This is a genomic window from Paenibacillus paludis, assembly GCF_042610515.1.
GTDB lineage: Bacteria > Bacillota > Bacilli > Paenibacillales > Paenibacillaceae > Paenibacillus_AQ.
On record NZ_JBGJZP010000037.1, the window covers coordinates 1 to 17,556 of the forward strand.

Annotated in this window: 19 protein-coding genes; 16 read left to right on the forward strand and 3 right to left on the reverse strand. The window is 47.4% G+C overall.

All coding sequences use genetic code 11. From position 1 onward, the window contains the following. The 10 genes from ACAN56_RS34655 to ACAN56_RS34700 form a co-directional block, all read left to right on the forward strand. A partial coding sequence (locus tag ACAN56_RS34655; RefSeq protein WP_379148557.1) for a hypothetical protein occupies positions 1 to 182 on the forward strand: 182 nt, incomplete at its 5' end. A 121-nt stretch (positions 183 to 303) separates the two neighbouring features. Next, positions 304 to 948, forward strand: coding sequence for a uridine kinase family protein (locus ACAN56_RS34660; protein ID WP_038591358.1), 645 nt, complete (start codon positions 304 to 306; stop codon positions 946 to 948). 98 nt (positions 949 to 1,046) lie between these two features. Beyond that, positions 1,047 to 1,256 (forward strand): ATP-binding protein, encoded by a 210-nt coding sequence (locus tag ACAN56_RS34665; RefSeq protein ID WP_379148561.1) that lies wholly within the window; start codon positions 1,047 to 1,049, stop codon positions 1,254 to 1,256. Beyond that, positions 1,256 to 1,912: a response regulator gene (locus ACAN56_RS34670; RefSeq protein ID WP_379148564.1), complete on the forward strand. Its 657-nt coding sequence runs from the start codon at positions 1,256 to 1,258 to the stop codon at positions 1,910 to 1,912. Before ACAN56_RS34665 ends, ACAN56_RS34670 begins: the two co-directional genes overlap by 1 nt. Before the next feature lie 260 nt (positions 1,913 to 2,172). Further along, positions 2,173 to 2,742, forward strand: coding sequence for a TetR/AcrR family transcriptional regulator (locus tag ACAN56_RS34675; protein WP_379148567.1), 570 nt, complete (start codon positions 2,173 to 2,175; stop codon positions 2,740 to 2,742). 61 nt (positions 2,743 to 2,803) lie between these two features. Beyond that, complete coding sequence (locus tag ACAN56_RS34680) at positions 2,804 to 4,258, forward strand: DHA2 family efflux MFS transporter permease subunit (RefSeq protein ID WP_038599661.1); 1,455 nt, start codon at positions 2,804 to 2,806, stop codon at positions 4,256 to 4,258. A 164-nt stretch (positions 4,259 to 4,422) separates the two neighbouring features. Beyond that, complete coding sequence (locus ACAN56_RS34685) at positions 4,423 to 4,755, forward strand: PadR family transcriptional regulator (RefSeq protein WP_379148569.1); 333 nt, start codon at positions 4,423 to 4,425, stop codon at positions 4,753 to 4,755. Then, positions 4,755 to 6,092, forward strand: a complete 1,338-nt coding sequence (locus ACAN56_RS34690; protein WP_379148572.1) for an FtsW/RodA/SpoVE family cell cycle protein — start codon at positions 4,755 to 4,757, stop codon at positions 6,090 to 6,092. The genes ACAN56_RS34685 and ACAN56_RS34690 overlap by 1 nt, the downstream gene beginning before the upstream one ends. Then, positions 6,089 to 7,030 (forward strand): hypothetical protein, encoded by a 942-nt coding sequence (locus tag ACAN56_RS34695; RefSeq protein WP_379148574.1) that lies wholly within the window; start codon positions 6,089 to 6,091, stop codon positions 7,028 to 7,030. The genes ACAN56_RS34690 and ACAN56_RS34695 overlap by 4 nt, the downstream gene beginning before the upstream one ends. Before the next feature lie 26 nt (positions 7,031 to 7,056). After that, complete coding sequence (locus tag ACAN56_RS34700) at positions 7,057 to 7,827, forward strand: M15 family metallopeptidase (protein ID WP_379148577.1); 771 nt, start codon at positions 7,057 to 7,059, stop codon at positions 7,825 to 7,827. A 64-nt stretch (positions 7,828 to 7,891) separates the two neighbouring features. Here ACAN56_RS34700 and ACAN56_RS34705 read toward each other — a convergent pair whose 3' ends face one another. Further along, positions 7,892 to 8,794, reverse strand: a complete 903-nt coding sequence (locus tag ACAN56_RS34705) for a DMT family transporter (RefSeq protein WP_379148579.1) — start codon at positions 8,792 to 8,794, stop codon at positions 7,892 to 7,894. Between the two features lie 126 nt (positions 8,795 to 8,920). Between ACAN56_RS34705 and ACAN56_RS34710 the strand changes: the two genes are divergently transcribed. The 3 genes from ACAN56_RS34710 to ACAN56_RS34720 all read left to right on the forward strand — a co-directional run bounded on the left by ACAN56_RS34710 (position 8,921) and on the right by ACAN56_RS34720 (position 12,674). Next, the gene (locus tag ACAN56_RS34710) at positions 8,921 to 9,799 is read left to right on the forward strand and encodes a LysR family transcriptional regulator (protein WP_379148581.1); all 879 of its coding nucleotides are present in this window, start codon (positions 8,921 to 8,923) and stop codon (positions 9,797 to 9,799) included. A gap of 21 nt (positions 9,800 to 9,820) precedes the next feature. After that, the gene (locus tag ACAN56_RS34715; protein WP_379148583.1) at positions 9,821 to 11,371 is read left to right on the forward strand and encodes a YcdB/YcdC domain-containing protein; all 1,551 of its coding nucleotides are present in this window, start codon (positions 9,821 to 9,823) and stop codon (positions 11,369 to 11,371) included. 142 nt (positions 11,372 to 11,513) lie between these two features. Further along, on the forward strand, positions 11,514 to 12,674 hold the full coding sequence (locus ACAN56_RS34720; RefSeq protein WP_038591386.1) for a Gfo/Idh/MocA family protein: 1,161 nt from the start codon (positions 11,514 to 11,516) through the stop codon (positions 12,672 to 12,674). A 119-nt stretch (positions 12,675 to 12,793) separates the two neighbouring features. On the opposite strand, the gene ACAN56_RS34725 is transcribed toward ACAN56_RS34720, so the two are convergent. Beyond that, a complete protein-coding gene (locus tag ACAN56_RS34725; RefSeq protein ID WP_379148586.1) occupies positions 12,794 to 13,681 on the reverse strand; it encodes a helix-turn-helix transcriptional regulator in 888 nt (295 codons plus the stop codon). Between the two features lie 125 nt (positions 13,682 to 13,806). On the opposite strand from ACAN56_RS34725, the gene ACAN56_RS34730 reads away from it, so the two are divergent. Next, complete coding sequence (locus tag ACAN56_RS34730; RefSeq protein ID WP_379148589.1) at positions 13,807 to 14,694, forward strand: sugar phosphate isomerase/epimerase family protein; 888 nt, start codon at positions 13,807 to 13,809, stop codon at positions 14,692 to 14,694. Between the two features lie 22 nt (positions 14,695 to 14,716). Further along, positions 14,717 to 15,781: a Gfo/Idh/MocA family protein gene (locus ACAN56_RS34735; RefSeq protein WP_038591396.1), complete on the forward strand. Its 1,065-nt coding sequence runs from the start codon at positions 14,717 to 14,719 to the stop codon at positions 15,779 to 15,781. A 134-nt stretch (positions 15,782 to 15,915) separates the two neighbouring features. On the opposite strand, the gene ACAN56_RS34740 is transcribed toward ACAN56_RS34735, so the two are convergent. Beyond that, positions 15,916 to 16,122: a DUF1657 domain-containing protein gene (locus ACAN56_RS34740; RefSeq protein ID WP_038591399.1), complete on the reverse strand. Its 207-nt coding sequence runs from the start codon at positions 16,120 to 16,122 to the stop codon at positions 15,916 to 15,918. 207 nt (positions 16,123 to 16,329) lie between these two features. Here ACAN56_RS34740 and ACAN56_RS34745 point away from each other — a divergent pair, with 207 nt between their 5' ends. After that, complete coding sequence (locus ACAN56_RS34745; protein ID WP_379148592.1) at positions 16,330 to 17,190, forward strand: DUF421 domain-containing protein; 861 nt, start codon at positions 16,330 to 16,332, stop codon at positions 17,188 to 17,190. Positions 17,191 to 17,556 lie beyond the last annotated feature (366 nt).

The following is a 17,556-nucleotide window of genomic DNA, read 5'->3' on the forward strand; positions in this document are numbered from 1 at the left end:
AACTGCGGGAACGCAGGGATCGCTTGCCCATAAGAGGAGGTTGCTCCTCTGTTCGCAAGAATCCACCCCTTCAAGCGTCAGCTAAGTGGTGGAGATTCAATTTGTCGCATTATTATATGAAATATATCGATCAAGGTGCATTAAAACTAGCTAGAAAAGTTGAAAAAAAGATGTCCGCATGACCAATAAAAGCGTAGTGTTGAAACCAGCAACTCTGCGCTTTTTTTGTGCAAATTACCTAATTATGTATGGTTTATGGAGAGTTAATGAACATCAATTAATAGAATAGGAATGGGGGCAAATATGGATCAGGTATTACAGAAGATAGCCAATTTGATTAGCGGTGAGGTTAAAAGAGTCACCATTGGGATTTCGGGTCATGGTGCATCTGGAAAGACAACGTTTGCCCATAGTTTTTTAAAGCTTCTGGGACATGATGATGTGAATTATATTAATACTGACCCCTATATTGTCAGCTCTCATCTTAGGAAATACACTTTTATCGACTATGAATATAACAATGAACTTCATCATGAAAAAATGACTGCTTGTCACCCTGCTGCTCATCATATATTCGCTTTAGAAAGAGACATACATATGTTAAGAGATGGTTTAGATTTTTATACAATAGGCACGAATTATACAAAGAGTACGTTAATATCTTCACACAACAAAATAAATATAGTGGAAGGCATGAGTGTTGCCTTTACAGACCCAAATTTGTATGACCTGAAAGTTTACTTATATACGGATGGAGAAACCGAGTTGATGAGAAGGAGTATACGTGATGTTTCTGAAAGAGGAACAGATATTAATTATTTAAGAAAATCTCATGAAGAGCGTAGAATTCAATATGATTTATTTATGCACCCGTATCATCAAAAATTTGATATAGTTTTAAAAAATTCCAACGAAGAGTATATTCTTGAAAAAAGCTGTTTTAATTAAAATGTGAAATAAAGACAAATTGGATATTGAGATTATAAGGTGTTACGGGTTCTGGAAAAACATCAATAGTAGATGTTTTACAGTTAGAATCGCGTGCAATGGAGATCTCTGTCCTTGAACAGCAAGATACGATTCATATTAGGGTAAAGGACAATGGAATCGGCAGCGATTCATTCATATTTGGGTTTGGTCTGAAAACGATGGAAGAAAGAATTGAGGCCATCGGAGGTCAGTTGAGTGTGCAAAGTGAGCCTATGAAGGGATTTGCACTCCATGTCCGGATGCCTGTTGCAAAGGGGGACGGTTAATGGATAGCGATCGCAAAATCAGCGTCATGCTTGTGGATGATCATAAAATTATGCTTGAAGGTTTGGAAACTTTGCTTTCGATAAGATCGGAGATAGAGATCGTTGGGACGGCCCAAACCGGCGAAGAAGCGCTTGAACGGCTGCACTCGGTTGTTCCGGATGTCATCCTGATGGACATCCGCATGCCGGGTATGGGAGGCGTAAAGGCAACCGAAGCCATTAAGGAGCTCCACCCGCATGTGATTATACTCATCTCAACGACCTTTGACGATGATGAGTATATTATAGAGGCTTTATGCAACGGAGCTTCCGGTTATTTGCTTAAAGACATCGATGGAGAGAAGCTTGTTCAATCCATCGATGAAGCGCTCTCTGGAAATTTGCTGCTTACTGGTAAAGTGGCAAAAAAGCTTGCTCTCACGATCCGCAATAAGAACAGGGGGTTTGAAAAAGCAGGTAAGGAACTTGAGCTAACGCAAAAAGAACTTGACCTTGCAAGGCTGCTTATTGAAGGATATAACTCAAAGGAAATTGCCGGAAAATTATTTTTGACTCAGGGAACGGTAAAGAACTATTTAAGTGACATTTATTCCAAGATCGGTACCAATGACCGGGCTAAAGCAGTCTTGTTATTAAAAAGATATTTATCAACATGAGAGAGTGGTGTCAGGAACTGGATTAGTGACTCTGCTTTGAATACAGGTTAAAAACTCTGACCAGGTGGCTTTATCCTGGTCAGTTTTTTCATTTTTAAGCTTCTTCAAATTGATCTACAGTTCCTTATCTAGTTAGAGCGGTGATTTTCAATAGGCACCGTAAAGTTTAATTTTAAAATAATTTCACGTTGACATTTAGGCCTCTTCCGTGGTTTTATTATGTAGACCGATTGTTATAAAAGTAAAAGGAAGTGTAGAGCTTGTCGAACAAGCACAATGCACGGGAGGCGATTGTGGACACCGCTTCAAGGTTGTTTTTTACCCAAGGTTATCATGCTACCGGGCTAAGTCAGATCATCAAAGACAGTGAATCGCCGAAGGGATCGCTATATTATTATTTTCCCCGTGGCAAAGAGGAGCTGGCCTTGACCTGCATTAACCGGACCAGTGAGATCGTCGCTAAGCAGCTGCGTCATTATGTGGAAAATGGCAAAAGTGCGGCAATCGCGATTCAGGATTTCATTCTGGGAATGGCTGCTGATGCTGAGAACTCAACCTTTAAAGGCGTTGTTCCGTTCAGCTTCTGGCTGTCTGTAGAAACCTCCTGCGTAAGCGAGGAGCTGCGGACGGCATGCCAAGCCGTATTCAACGACTGGCAGGACGTTGTCATGCAACAGCTGCTTGCTGAAGGCGCAGATCAACAAATGGCAGCCGATAAGGCTTCCGTTGTGATCTCTTTGTTTGAAGGGGCACTGCTCCAGACATTGACGTACCGCAATACACAGCCGCTGCTTGCAGCTGCTAGAGCTATACCCGCCATACTGGACTGACAAGAAAGAATATAGAGAGAAAACTATACATTTTCAGGAGGATACAAGAGTGGAAGCAACGATGCAAGGAAAGAAGCAAACCCCAGAAAGAAAGTTCAAGACAATTCCGATCCTCGTCTCCTTATTGCTCGCCGGATTTATCGGCATGTTCAGTGAGACTGCGTTGAACGTGGCATTGACGGATTTAATGCAGGTGCTGAATATCACACCTACAACGGCCCAATGGCTGACAACGGCTTACTTGCTGACACTCGGAATTCTCGTTCCGATCTCAGGTTTGCTGCTGCAATGGTTCACAACAAGACAGTTGTTTATCGCTGCGGTAAGTTTCTCAATTCTGGGAACCTTCCTGGCTGCCATTTCGCCAAGTTTTGAGTTTTTGCTCACGGCACGCGTCGTTCAAGCGATGGGAACTGCACTGCTCCTGCCGCTGATGTTCAATACGATTCTGCTCATCATCCCAGCCGAGAAAAGAGGGGGAGCGATGGGACTGATTGGACTCGTGATCATGGTTGCTCCTGCAATCGGCCCAACCATTGCCGGACTATTGATTGAGAGCTTAAGCTGGCACTGGATTTTCTGGCTGTCGCTGCCGTTCCTGGTAGCTGCACTGATCTTCGGAATTCTGTTTATGCAGAACGTTTCTGAAGTGACGAAGCCGAAAATTGATGCACTTTCCATTCTGCTGTCTTCGTTAGGTTTTGGAGGCATTGTCTACGGATTCAGCAGTGCCGGTGAAGAAGCGGGCTGGGGAAGCCCGAAAGTAATTATTGCCATCGCTATCGGTGTAGTAGCACTCGTGCTGTTCGCTGTTCGCCAATTAACGATGAAGCAGCCGATGATTAATCTGCGTGCATTCAAATATCCTATGTTTACAGTTGGCGTGCTTATGGTCTTCATCTGTATGATGGTTATCCTTTCATCCATGCTGATTCTTCCGATGTATCTGCAGCAAGGCCAAGGTTATACTGCCTTTAAAGCCGGTCTGCTCCTGCTTCCAGGCGGAATTATCAATGGTCTGATGTCGCCGATTATGGGACGCTTGTTCGATAAATATGGACCTAAATGGCTCGTGATTCCAGGGTTGGTCATTGTAGCGGTATCCCTGTGGTTCTTCTCCAGCATCACTCCAACATCCACCGTTGTGTTCGTTATCGTGCTTCATAGTGCGCTGATGATCGGGATTTCGATGATTATGATGCCTGCCCAGACGAACGGGATTAACCAGCTTCCGCTGCAATATTATCCCGATGGAACTGCCATTATGAATACACTGCAGCAGGTAGCCGGTGCAATCGGTACTGCCTTGGCAGTCAGCATCATGACCGCTGGCTCGAAGAGCTTCATGAAGACCGTAACTAATCCAGCCGATCCTATCAATATTGTTCCGGCATTTACACATGGGGTTCAGAACGCCTTTATCTTCGGAATGATTATGGCTATTGTTGGACTGGTTGTCGCCTTCTTCCTGAAACGTGTCATTGTACAGCACAAAGCTCAGGGCATGATGCACTAATAAGAACATTTGTAGTTTTAGAAGCACATCCGCAATGCGGGTGTGCTTTTTCCATATGCTGGACGATATTTGTGAAATAATGTATAGTATACATAGAATAACGATGTATTAAGGAACGGTGTCAGACTTTGGCCTAATTGAATCCTGAAGGGAGTGTTAACAAAATGAAAGTCAGCAAAGAAATGCTGAAGGGCAGCACAGGGACGTTGATTCTAACGCTGCTGCTGGACAAGCCGCAGTACGGATATGAGCTGATCAAGGAGCTGGAGCAACGTTCCGAAGGTGTATTTTCCTTAAAAGAAGGCACACTGTATCCCATTCTCCATGCGATGGAAAGTGAGCGCTGGGTAGAGTCTTACTGGGTAGAGGTTGAGGGGCGGAAGCGCAAATATTACCGGATATTGAAGGAAGGCGCGGAGAAGCTGAAGGAGAAACAGTCCGAGTGGCGTTTATTTAAAAAAGCGGTGGATACTGTACTTGGGGAGGGTGGAGCATAGTGGAGTCGAAAAGTGGGCTGGAGCAGTATTTGGACAAAGTATGCGGTGAAGTCAAAGCCAAGAAAATGCATGCCGAGATCCGCAGCGAGCTTAGGGGCCATTTGGAGGATCTGATGATTGAGCAGGAAAGTCTTGGTGCATCCAAAGCAGAGGCAGAAGTTTTGGCGGTTGCGCAAATGGGTGATCCGAAAGCTGTAGGAAAGGATCTGCATCATATTCATAAACCAAGGACTCCATGGGGTTTGCTGGGAGCTCTGCTGTTGTTCTCTGCGATTGGGTTGTTGGGGATGGGTTCATTGGAAGCAAGCTTTATGAACAACCCGAGAGTTCCTGCAAGCTTTCTGCCGAAGCAATTAAGCTTTATGTTGATCGGGATTGCTTTAATGACTGCCTGCTATTTCATCAATTTTCGCAGGCTTCAAAAGCTGTCCTGGCTGCTGTACATCTTTTCAATAGCGGGGATAGTCGCAAGTTTGAAATGGGGCCTCTATGTGAACGGGAGCCGGACTTATTTTTTGGCTTTTGGGGGAATCGAGATCAACCTGGTCTCTTATAGTCCATATATTGTGCTAGTTGCGCTGGCAGGCATCTTCTCAAAATTTAAAGCGGATGGCAAGCTGGGAACTAAGCGGAATTTGCTCCCGGAGTTAGCTATTCTCCTTGGACCGGCGGCGGCCTACATCATTGCTGGACCCATACCTGTGTTGTTGCTGTATTTGGTCTGTTCACTGATATTGTATACTTGGCTTTCCGGGGCCTGGTTGCGTTCGACGTTGATCGGTGGTTTTTTTCTAGCGGCGGGCCTCCGGTATGCGTGGAATAATCAACAGTTGAGAGACCGGATTCTGGGTGCAATCAATTACAATATCAATCCGGAGTCCAGTGGATTTGTTTATAAGACCCTGAATGAAGTCATTGCATCAGCAGGCTGGAGCGGACATGGCTTCGGTGCTGAATTCAAGAGCCTGTCCTTTGCATATATAAATATGCTTCCTGCTTATCTGGTATACTGCTTCGGCTGGGGCGGCGGGCTGGTGCTGCTGGGTATAACTCTTTGGTTTTTAATCAAGCTCTTCTCTTCAATTCAGGCAGTGAAAGATTATTATGGCAAGAGTGTCATTATTGCACTATCACTCATACTTGCTATGGGACTGTTCTACGGTCTCCTGGTGCTAAGCGGCAAAATGATTCTGACCAGCATTCCATTTCCGTTCATGAGCTATGGGGGCCATGTTCTCATTGAGTATGCGGCGCTTGGACTGCTTATGGGCATCTACCGGCGCAAGGATATCACACCTGCTGAACATGAATCACGTACTATAAGGGGGGCATTATGACACAGCAGAGCCAATTCGGTTCACATTGGAATAGAAAGATCCTGCTAAGCTTATCCATTCTTCTGGGTACGGCGGAAGGATACTCAGCATTCGTAGCTCAGCCTGCTTACGCCGCTGGTACACAGCAATCCGCAGCCGTGTACAAACAGTTCCAGACATACGTACAGCAGTCATCTACACTCGCTAAGGCGCGCAGCTATCTCATCAATCATATTGACGAAGCCGGGCTCTGGTATGCTACCCAAATGACTTTGCAGTTAGAAAATGCGCAGAAGGCCGAGTTGCCAAAATATACGGAAAAATTGGATCCGGAAGCGGTCCGTCAGGCGATTGACGCAGCGGTTCGGAAAAACGGACTTACCTATACCTCCTTGCTAAACAACATTAAAGATTCCAAGATACGTACAGTACTAATTGAAGGACGAGATAAAGGGTATAAAATCAGAACCAGTGAAGGTATGTACTATCCGGTAATGAATTATGAAAGCTATAAGGCGTTCAAGCCTTATATTAAGACTGATATAGGAACATATATAGATATGATGGCAGCAGAATCGAACAAGCCTAGTCTCAAGGAAGGTTCAATCATAATTAGCTGGAATGAGCTTTTGGCCAGGACACTTGCAATGGAAGATTTCGTTAGAAGGTATCCGCTCTCTGACAGGCTTGAAGCGGTCAAACTTACACTATGGAGTAAAAAAGTAAATCTGTTCATTGGCTCCGGGAATACACCAGCGTATGATTATATCGAAGAAGGTGCTCCGGTTATTATTAACTCTGAACTCCGGCAAGCTTATGAAGCTGCAATTCTGACCGGCAGCGGAGATAGCGAACTTCTCAGAACCATAGAGGAGTTGCTCGCACTGCTGGACCGCAATAACAATGAGTTTACTCCTGATGTTCAAAAGTTTATCAATACGTACTTGGATCCGAACTAGGGGAAGGAAGGAGCTTTATCTTAATTATGAAGCAGCATAGGACAGGCAAAAGGCTGACGGCGATCATGCTCTTGCTGATCTTGGGGATGACCTCAGGCAACACCGAAAGCTATGCAACAGCGGCAAGTGAATCCGGTCAGAAGGCAGGCGCATCAGCACAGCAAGTTAGCACCCAGAAAAAGAAGAACCTGCCCAATGGTTTTGTTTATCTGGATGAGATCATTCCAACCGCACAATATGAAATTCGTTATTATAGCGATAATAATTTTACCGGTACACGGGTTGACGGGTACAAAGCTCCTCTGGCGATCTTCTCAAAAACGGCGGCGGCGGCATTGAAGAAGGTTAGTGACGATTTGGAGCGAAAAGGATACATTCTTAGAATATATGATGCTTACCGCCCGCAAAAAGCAGTTAATCATTTTGTCCGCTGGTCGCAGGATGCCGGAGACATTAAGATGAAGCTGCAGTATTATCCTAAGCTGGACAAACAGAATCTGTTCAAGCTTGGTTTTATCGCCAAAAAGTCGGGACATTCCAGAGGCAGCACGATTGATCTGTCTCTCGCCGACAAAAAAACGGGTGCCCTGGTCGATATGGGCAGCCCGTATGATTTTTTCGGCGAGATCTCCTATTATAATACTTCACTGGTCAGCGCCAAGCAGCATGCCAACCGCAAGCTTTTGAAAGATGCTATGGCGAAGCATGGGTTTAAGCCGTACAGTAAAGAGTGGTGGCATTTTACGCTGATTAAAGAGCCTTTTCCGAAACAGTACTTTACCTTTAATGTAGAATAACAAGCTGGGATGATTTACGAAAAATCCGAAATCCCTACGCAAAGCCTCCATAGCCATGACTGTTTCACAAATCCGCCCTGCGTTTTCTCGGCATTCGGTTCATGTTGGCGTTCAGCGGCATTTTTCCCAGCAGTTCGGAGGCGACGATCCCCAGCAGTACTAGCGCTGCCCCGGTGTAACCTTGCATGGACAGCTGTTCCCCGGCAAACCAGAAGCCGAAAAAGGCAGCAAACACAGGCTCAAGGGAGAAGATCAGGCCGGTGCGTGTCGGGGTAGTGTATTTCTGGGCTACCGGCTGTAAGATAAAGCCGCAGGCGCTGCAGAGAATGCCAAGCGCAAGAATGGCAATCCAGCCTGGCATGGAAGACGGCAATGACGGTGTCTCGAAGACAGCAGACAGCACAAGGGCGTACCCACCGGCAAAACCTAACTGCAAAATGCCGATATTCAAGGAGTCGCAGGTTTTTACCGCTTTGCCGGTGACAAGGATCTGCACAGCATAAAATACTGCTGACAGGATGCACAGCAGGTCACCCGGCTGCACATGCAGCGAGGAATTTAAGGTCAGGAGCCCGATCCCCGAAATGGCCAGTACAGCGCCAAAGATCTGCGGGGGAGCGACTCTTTTTCTGAAAACAAGCACATCGATCAGTGGAACAAAAATAACGGTCAAAGCGACCAGAAATCCGGCATTGGAGGTAGTAGTTGTCTTCAGTCCGAAGGTGATGCAGGTGAATACGACCAGCAGCAGGAATCCGAGCAGTGCTCCATATTTCAAGGTTCTAAGGTCTATTCTGCGTAGACGCTTGTGAAACAAAATGGCCGCCAGCACAAAAGCAAGGCCGAAACGCAGTGCAATCAGATTAAATTCCCCCAGTGTATCCAGTCCCATCTTCATGAAGATGTAGGAGGAACCCCAGAACATTGTTACTACAATGAGCATTAGCTCAGCCTTAAGCGGCTTCATCTCGTCATCATCCTTCTTTACGTCAAGTGATTATAGTATAATATGGCTTATTACATAAGGTAACTGAATGTTTATCATAGGAAGCATGAGGAAAATTCATGTAAATAAAGAAGGGGGCCGGAGTCCTTGAGCATCACTAAATATGAGGTGTTTCTGAAGGTTGTGGAGCTGGGCAGCCTGACCAAAGCTGCTGATGTTCTGGGCTTTACCCAGTCCGGGATCAGTCATACCATCAGCAGCCTGGAGATGGAATTCGGCTTTTCGCTGCTGGTAAGAAACCGCTCGGGGGTCAAATTAACGGTCAACGGTGAGCAGGTGGTGCAGCCTATCCGTGAAATCCTGAAATGGAATGAGCAGTTGAAGCAGCAGGTTGCCGACATTCACGGGCTGGAAACGGGGACGATTACGATTGGCACGTTTACCAGTGTGTCTGTGCATTGGCTGCCGGGGATGATTAAAGAGTTCCGCAAGGAATACCCTTATATTGAATTCAAGCTGATGGAGGGCGGCTATCTGGAGATTGAGCAGTGGATTGAGGCTGGGGTCGTCGACTGCGGTTTTATTTCACTCCCCACCCGGGATAAATTTGAGGTGTTTCCCCTGAAACAGGACCGGATGCTGGCCATCCTCTCCCAAGACCATCCCTTGAGCAAAGCACCATATATGCCGCTTGCGCAAATGGCCTATGAGGATTTTATTATTCAGAAGGCCGGATCGGATTATGATGCCAGGCGTGTGTTTGAGCGGGCGGGAATCCAGCCGAATATCAAATTCACGGCCGGAGATGATTATGCCATCATTGCAATGGTGGAAAATGGTCTCGGCATCAGTGTTCTCCCTGAAATGGTCATCTCGCGCCAAAATCATAATGTAGCTATGCTGGAGCTGGAGGAGCGCAGTTTTCGTTCGCTTGGCATTGCCGTTCATTCTATGAAGTATGCATCACCGGCAACCCGGCGTTTTTTGAAGCATGTACAGATTTGGCTGAAAGATTATTCGGAGTAACTCAATTGGCTGGAGGTTGAAATGGAAGCAAACTTTGATAGACTGCGCACGCAAGCAATGAACATTGTCGCAATTCCCCAGCATTACCGTTTGGTGATGGAAGACAGCACGCCAACGCGGGATGCGGTCAATCGCTCTTTTATCTGGGAAGACCCGGAGAACAAGGAATGGACCCTTGAGATCTCTCTGGATTTGACTACCGGTTGTCTGGTGGACTTGAATGTGGATATGGAACCTAATGAGGAAACCAATGACAGGGAAGATCCCAAGGGCATGGGGGAGGAAGCGAGGAAAATAGCAGATGCCTTTGTGGGCAAGCATGCACCGGACGCGGCTGGTTTGACTTGGATTCATACGGATGACAGCAGAAGACGAATTACGTACAGAGAAGAAGTCGGTGGCCTGCCTCTCCCAGACACAGGTTGTGAGGTGACGCTGGATCAAGGGCTGGGCATTATCCGTTACCGTCATCATCTTAAATCAGCTCCAACACCGGAATGGCCTGCCGTCCTCGTTAACGAAGGTGCAGTAAAAGAACAATTGCTGTGTCACACCCATATGGAGCTGCAAATCACAACATTATCTCCTTCCATCTACGATGTGCCCGGTACAGAAGATGAGTATCGGATGGTATATAATCCGGCTCCGCTTATGCGATTTATTGATGCTGTAAGCGGAAGGGACTGCTTCGGACCTGAACATTACGCTTTGCCATCAATTCATTCGCTCAAAGTCGATGAAGGGCCGACAGAAACTGCGGGAAGTGGGCCGGAAGAAGCTAAAACGGGTGCAAACCGCAGCATTGCTGACTGGCAGCAGCTGCTTGGCATAAATCCGGAGCTATACGAGCTTGAGAAGTCTTCAGACGATGGCGAACGTATTATGTTGCAGTACAGGCATATAGATGAACTGGAAGATGAACCTGAGCAGGCAGCACTCTCTGTAGACGGATATATGAAGTATAGGTGGGGAGACAAGCTCAGGAATCTGGACTCTCCGTTTAAGCTGCAGATCGAAAAGACGACAGGAACCTTGCTCCGCTTTCATCGGGATGACCCGGGAAAGGAGCAGCCGCTTTGTCCCCTGAGCCGGCAGCAATGCTGGGTTAAAGCGGAACGGTTTCTGCGTGAGGTGTTCCCGGACTATGCTTCCTATCTGCGGCTGGAAGTTGATAAGGATGACCTGGAGGATGAACCCCGCAGCCGTGAGTTTTTCTTTTTGCCTGTCTACATTGGCGAGATTCCGGTTAACGGAGAGCAGGTAACGATTAGTATCAGCACAGCAACCGGGAATACCTGCCTTTATTCCGGCGTCTCTTGCGAGATGCTCCAACAGTTGGCTGAGCCCAGGCTTGCCCCGCTGCTAACACCTGAGATAGCCTTAGAAATCTATAAGCGATATATGGATGTCAAGCTTAGATGGATTAAGGATTCTAATGCGGTGCGGCCGGTATACCGGCTGATTTATGAACTTGTAACTATTCCACGGTCTGAGCCTTCTAGTGGATTCGTCAACTGTAAATTGAGATACATTGGTGCCCGAAGCGGCGAACCGATTTGGGGGAAGTACTAAAGGGTGAAAGAAATTTCAGGTTGACGAATGTGAAATGGCATGAAAGAATGTACGCGTGTACATTAAGCGGTTACAAAGTTATTAGCCACGGAACTCTTCGTTCGTGCTTCATCGAAGAAAAGTGAACCAAAGGAGGAATAAGATGAAACAGCTTCGCATCGGAATGATCGGCTACAAGTTTATGGGTAAAGCCCACAGCAACGCCTACCGCAGCCTTCCCATGTTTTTTCCGCAGGCACTGAGACCGGAAATGTCTATGATATGCGGGAGGAATACCGCTGCGTTGCAAGAAGCAGCTTTACAGCTTGGCTGGTCTGATAGTGTGACCGACTGGAAAGAGCTCATCTCCCGGGAGGATATTGACCTCATTGATATCAACGCGCCCAGCAATGCCCATAAGGAAATTGCTCTGGCAGCAGCCAAAGCAGGCAAGCATATTTTCTGCGAAAAGCCGCTGGCGCTGAATCTTGCGGATTCCCGTGAGATGCTGGAGGCTGCGACGGATGCGGGCATCATTCATATGGTCGGCTTCAATTACCGGTTCTCACCGGCAGTCAGGCTGGCGAAGCGGCTGATTGAGAGCGGAAGACTCGGGAAGATCTATCATTTCCGTGCCTGGTTTCTGCAGGACTGGATTATAGATCCGGATTTCCCGCTGGTGTGGAGACTGCAGAAGGAGATTGCCGGTTCCGGCTCGCATGGCGATCTTGGAGCACACTTAATTGATCTTGCCCATTTCCTGGTCGGCGATATGCAGGAAGTAATCGGAATGAGCGAGACCTTTATCAAAGAGCGTCCGCTAGCCGCTGAGATGACCGGCTTAAGTGCGAAGGCAAGCAAAGATGCCCCAACAGGAGAAGTGACTGTTGACGATGCGACACTGTTTCTGGCCCGGTTTGTAAGTGGTGCTTTGGGCAGCTTTGAAGCTACTCGTTTTGCTGCGGGTCACCGCTCGACCAATTCTTTTGAGATTAACGGCAGTCTGGGCAGTGTGAAATTCGATTTCGAACGGATGAATGAGCTGGAGGTGTACCTGACCTCGGACGATGAGGATGTACAGGGCTTCCGGCGTGTGCTTGCCACCGATCCGGCCCATGATTACGCCGAAGCCTGGTGGCCGCCGGGCCATACCATCGGGTTCGAGCATACGTTTATCCACGAGATGCTGGAGCTCTCCACCGCCATTGCGGAAGGACGCCAGCCGGAGCCAAACTTCCATGACGGAGTAAAATGTCAGGCTGTTCTGGAAGCTGTTGAACGCTCTATTGAACAGAGGCGCTGGGTGGAAATATCCGAAATGTGATTTTCAGTAAAACATCATTATAGTTGAAGGAAAGCTAATTATGATCTTCCTGCCCAAGAAACAGCACCGTTCGCTTCCCAGGAACGGTGCTGTTTTACGTGTTATGGTGGAGGAGTGAACTATTTGCGCGCCCCGGAAGGAGTAATCCCTTTGTATTGCTTGTAGAGTTTGGTGAAATAATTGGGGTTATCGCAGCCCACTTTGCCGGCAATTTCTGTTACGGTCAAATCCGACTCCAGCAGCAGACGTTCAGCTTCATGGATCCGGCTTAAGTTCACATAGTCGATAAAGGTGCGTCCGGTCAGCTTTTTGAAGGTTTTGCAGAAATGATAAGGATTCAGATTGACAAACTTTGCAGCCCATTCAATAGTGATCTTCTCATCAAAATGAGCTTCCAGATATTCCAGCAGCGGTTTAAAGCGTTCGCGGTTAATGGAATGGCGCTCGCTCTGATGCCTCTCTGACAATTGCTGCGGCGGAAAGCTGCGTGACAGCAGGGTAAAGAACAAATGCAATTGGTTCTTTACAACCAGTTGAAAAGCAGGGCCTTTACTGCGCACTTCGGCAATGATGGCTTGCAGCAGGGGATAATAACAGGAGCAAGCCGGGTTCAGATCGGCGGGTTTGACCGGAAACTGAAACCGGTTATTCAAATAGGGTGCAACGAATTGCTCATGCTGGGAGTCCTGGTTTCTGTCTTTGAACAGTGAAGCATGGAACACGATGGATACGTAAGAAATATCCCCGCTGTATAAACTGTAACCGACATGCAAACCGCCTGAAGGAACAATAATCACATCACCCGGCCCGGCTTCATAAGGTTTGCTGTCCACATGAAAGATCGCATGGCCTTCCTGCATCACAATGATTTCGAAATGCTCATGCCAATGCAAGAAAAGGATATTCTGTTCCACTTTAGCCTCCCGGCACTCATTAAAAAAAAGGCGGAACGGATAGGTTTTCTCTTCGAGCTGCGGGTATTCCTTAAGCTCCTTCGGATAAGTCATGACTTCTTTCAACTCCCCCAATATTGAGCTATATTAACACAAGATAAAACGAGAATTCACACCAAATGAGCTATATACTTGATTTGCTGAACTTACTATAAACCAATATTGGAGTGGTACACAAGATGGAAGATACAATGAGAATCGGAACACTGGTTGGCGGGGGAGATGCTGTAAGAGTGATTCCTCAAATAATTGGACACGGATTTGAATCCTTCAGTCTTACCTTTTGGCAGACCACCGGAGAGACGAATCTGATAGAAACCGCGGCGCGTGTACGGGAACTGGCTGCAGAGCATGATTTTGTTATCTCCTCAGTCGGCATATTCGGCAACCCGCTAACCGGTGCCGGCGATAATGCGGATACCCTGGCCAGCTGGGAACGTTTGATTGATCATGCCCATCTCTTCGGCACAGATATGGTATCCGGTTTCACAGGACGTCTGACAGGGCAGTCAATAGATGAATCAATACCTAAATTCACGCAGGTCTTCGGGGAACTTTCCAAGAGAGCGGCTGACCGGGGGGTGCGAATTGCATTTGAGAACTGCTCGATGGGCGGTAATTGGGACTCCGGAGACTGGAATATTGCGCATAATCCTACAGCCTGGGAAAAGATGTTCAACGCGGTTCCGGCAGATAATCTCGGCTTGGAGTGGGAGCCCTGCCACCAGATGGTCGCCCTGATTGATCCGCTCCCGCAGCTGCGCAAGTGGACGGATAAAATATTCCATGTCCATGGCAAGGATGCTACAATCGCCTGGGACATTGTCAAGGAATACGGCATCCATGGTCCGAAGCCTTATGTATGGCACCGGACCCCGGGTTTTGGAGACACGAACTGGGCTGATGTGATCACGATTTTGCGCCAAGCCGGTTACAAAGGTACCATCGACATTGAAGGCTGGCATGACCCGGTATATCGTGATGAGCTGGAGATGACCGGACAAGTTCATGCTCTGAACTATTTGAAACACTGCCGCGGCGGCAGCTTTATACCCAATCCGGTCTAATACAGAAAGCGGGGAACTACCAATGACAGCAAAATACCGTGTTGCGATTGCCGGTTGCGGAGGAATGGCCAATGAATGGATCAGCTATGCGTTGAAACGCCCGGAGGTCGAAATCGTTGCCCTTGTAGATATCAAGCTGGAGTCGGCACAGGCTATGGCCGGGAAATATGGGCTTTCCACTCCGGCCTTTACGGAGATACGGCAGGCAATTATAGAAACGGGTGCCAACCTTGTGTTTGACGTCACAGTTCCGTCCAGTCATTATTCTATCGCAAGTACATCACTTGAACTGGAATGTGACGTGTTCAGCGAGAAGCCCTTGGCTGAAACGATGGAGGAGTGCAATGAGATTGTTGCGTTGTCGGAACGCACCGGACGAACACATGCTGTCATGCAGAACCGCAGGTACGATCCGCGCATCCGCTCGCTGCGCGGGCTTGTCGACGCAGGTACGGTCGGCCGGACGGGTTATATCGGAGCGAGTTTCTTCCTCGCCCCCCATTTTGGCGGTTTCCGCGAGGTGATGAGCAGTCCGCTCCTGCTGGACATGGCCATACATACCTTCGATCAGGCCCGTTTTATCAGCGGAGCTGATCCGGTTACAGTGTACTGTCAGGAATTTAATCCACCCGGCTCCTGGTATGAAGGCCAGGCTGCCGCTATTTGCATCTTCGAAATGTCGGATGGCTCTGTATTTTGCTATCAAGGGTCCTGGTGTGCGGAAGGTGCACCCACCTCTTGGGAAGCGTCGTGGCGGATTCAGGGGGAGAAAGGGGTTATTCTCTGGGATGGTGTAGGCATGCCTTATGCTGAAGTAATCGCAGGTGGTGACCAGTCCGGTAAGTTCATCCGTGACTATGAGCAGGTAGAAGCACAGGCCGTTTCGATGGATGAGACCTTCCATCATGGCTGTCTGGAAGAGATGTTCCTTTCGCTCTCCGAGCAGCGTCCTGCTGAAACAGACTGCAGGGATAACCGCTACAGCATGGCGATGGTATTCGGCGCCCTTGAGAGTGCCAAGACCGGCCGCAAGCTTGAAATTGCTGAGGTCATGAACCATTCTGCAAAGCATATGCAGCTTGGGTAGAAGCAGGTGTCATAGCTGGGCGTACCTGAATACGCCTGCTGTGGTCGCACAAGTGTTAACGTAAATAAAGCAGCCGTATCCGCAGACATGTCTGCAGATACGGCTGCTTTTTGTTTACGAGTAAAGATTACATCCTAGAAGCCTTTGTATTGTGGCTCCTCTTGTTCAAGTTCGGTTACACGGCCTTCAACCTGCTGCACAATTTGCTGCGTCTGTTCCGCTGCACTTGTGAACAAGGTTTTGGCCTGCTGGTTTTGAGTCTCCATCGCGAATTGCTCCAGACTCGCTTGCGCGCTTTTCAGCGATGACAGGCAAGTCTTCACTTGTGAGGATACAGTCATTAGATATTGCCTCCTTTTAGGTAGTTAGCAAACTGAACGAATCATAGTATCCACCGGTGAAGATGCAGAAATACAGGTAAAAAATTCTAATTCGAAGCGTTGGTCTTTTGGATTAAACAAGAAATTATTTCTTGGTTAGGTCTGCGCCCTTTAACAAATAATGAGCATGTTGACATGCGGTAATTCTAAACTTAGGAGGTAGTAATCATGCCGGAATGGCTTGAGGTGATTTGGCGGACAATTTTCGCGGTGGTTGTGCTCTTCTTTTTGACAAAGCTGCTGGGGAAGAGACAAGTTTCGCAGCTGTCTTTTTTCGAATATATCACTGGAATTACAGTAGGTAGCTTGGCGGCTTACATATCCCTCGATACCGATAAAACATGGCATTTGGGGATGATTTCGCTGATCGTCTGGGTGGCGTTCTCCCTTGGTATCGAGTTTCTGCAAATCAAGAGCAAGAAGGCCAGGGATTTCATTGACTTCAAGTCAACCGTGCTAATCAAAGACGGTAAAATTCTGGAAGAAAATATGAAAAAAGAGCGTTTAACAACTGACGAATTGCTGGAGGAGCTGCGGAAGAAGGATGTCTTCAAATTGGCAGATGTCGAATTTGCGATCATGGAATCGGATGGAGCGATTAACGTCCTGCTTACCCGGGAGAATCAGGCGCTGACACCAAAAGATATGGGCATTAAAGTGGCTCCTGAGAAGGAATCTCAAGCCGTTATTATGGACGGCAAGATCATGGACAAACCTTTGGATACGCTGAATTTGTCCCGAGGCTGGCTGCAGGGCCAGCTTGAAAAGCAGGGTTTAACCGCTGAAAATGTATTCCTCGGCCAGGTGGATTCCTATGGCGAACTTACTGTGGATCTATATGCGGACAAGGTGCAGGTGCCAAAGCCGCAGGATAAACCCCAGCTATATGCGCTGCTGAAGAAATGTGAAGCCGATCTGGAACTGTTCAGCCTTTCCACCGACAAAAAGGAAGCCAAACAGATGTACGAAGAGTGCTCCGGGAAGCTGCAGACACTGCTGCAAAGTTTGAAACCTTATATCCAAAACTGAGTAGTTTAACTCCATATAGCCTTACAAGACGAGCAGGCCAACAAAAACGAATGTTTTTTGTTGGCTTTTCATATGCTCAGCAATGTACACCGAGGGTGATTACCCAAGTGTTCAATATTTCACATAAATGTAATAATGAGGGGTGAAAAAGACTGTACAATTCTCAATAAATACTTATGATTGAGATTAGGCTGACCACTGCAAAAGAGCAGGCTTTTGATTTTTCGGCAGTCTTAAGTTTAAAGTGAAGTGAGGGATGCGATGCCGGGATAGGTACTGTGCTGATTTGAAGAAGCAGAAACAGGGATGAATTCGTAAATACCGCAACAGGTACTGAAAGAATATAACCTATTGGAGGTAAATGTT

Excerpts from the sequence above, each read along its gene's own strand:
- ACAN56_RS34685 (WP_379148569.1), top strand. The coding sequence starts at position 4,423 with ATGAAAGTCAGCAAAGAAATGCTGAAGGGCAGCACAGGGACGTTGATT.
- ACAN56_RS34725 (WP_379148586.1), bottom strand. The coding sequence starts at position 13,681 with ATGACTTATCCGAAGGAGCTTAAGGAATACCCGCAGCTCGAAGAGAAA.
- ACAN56_RS34735 (WP_038591396.1), top strand. The coding sequence starts at position 14,717 with ATGACAGCAAAATACCGTGTTGCGATTGCCGGTTGCGGAGGAATGGCC.
- ACAN56_RS34740 (WP_038591399.1), bottom strand. The coding sequence starts at position 16,122 with ATGACTGTATCCTCACAAGTGAAGACTTGCCTGTCATCGCTGAAAAGC.
- ACAN56_RS34695 (WP_379148574.1), top strand. The coding sequence starts at position 6,089 with ATGACACAGCAGAGCCAATTCGGTTCACATTGGAATAGAAAGATCCTG.
- ACAN56_RS34715 (WP_379148583.1), top strand. The coding sequence starts at position 9,821 with ATGGAAGCAAACTTTGATAGACTGCGCACGCAAGCAATGAACATTGTC.
- ACAN56_RS34720 (WP_038591386.1), top strand. The coding sequence starts at position 11,514 with ATGAAACAGCTTCGCATCGGAATGATCGGCTACAAGTTTATGGGTAAA.
- ACAN56_RS34670 (WP_379148564.1), top strand. The coding sequence starts at position 1,256 with ATGGATAGCGATCGCAAAATCAGCGTCATGCTTGTGGATGATCATAAA.
- ACAN56_RS34665 (WP_379148561.1), top strand. The coding sequence starts at position 1,047 with ATGGAGATCTCTGTCCTTGAACAGCAAGATACGATTCATATTAGGGTA.
- ACAN56_RS34660 (WP_038591358.1), top strand. The coding sequence starts at position 304 with ATGGATCAGGTATTACAGAAGATAGCCAATTTGATTAGCGGTGAGGTT.
- ACAN56_RS34730 (WP_379148589.1), top strand. The coding sequence starts at position 13,807 with ATGGAAGATACAATGAGAATCGGAACACTGGTTGGCGGGGGAGATGCT.
- ACAN56_RS34745 (WP_379148592.1), top strand. The coding sequence starts at position 16,330 with ATGCCGGAATGGCTTGAGGTGATTTGGCGGACAATTTTCGCGGTGGTT.
- ACAN56_RS34705 (WP_379148579.1), bottom strand. The coding sequence starts at position 8,794 with ATGAAGCCGCTTAAGGCTGAGCTAATGCTCATTGTAGTAACAATGTTC.
- ACAN56_RS34700 (WP_379148577.1), top strand. The coding sequence starts at position 7,057 with ATGAAGCAGCATAGGACAGGCAAAAGGCTGACGGCGATCATGCTCTTG.
- ACAN56_RS34680 (WP_038599661.1), top strand. The coding sequence starts at position 2,804 with ATGCAAGGAAAGAAGCAAACCCCAGAAAGAAAGTTCAAGACAATTCCG.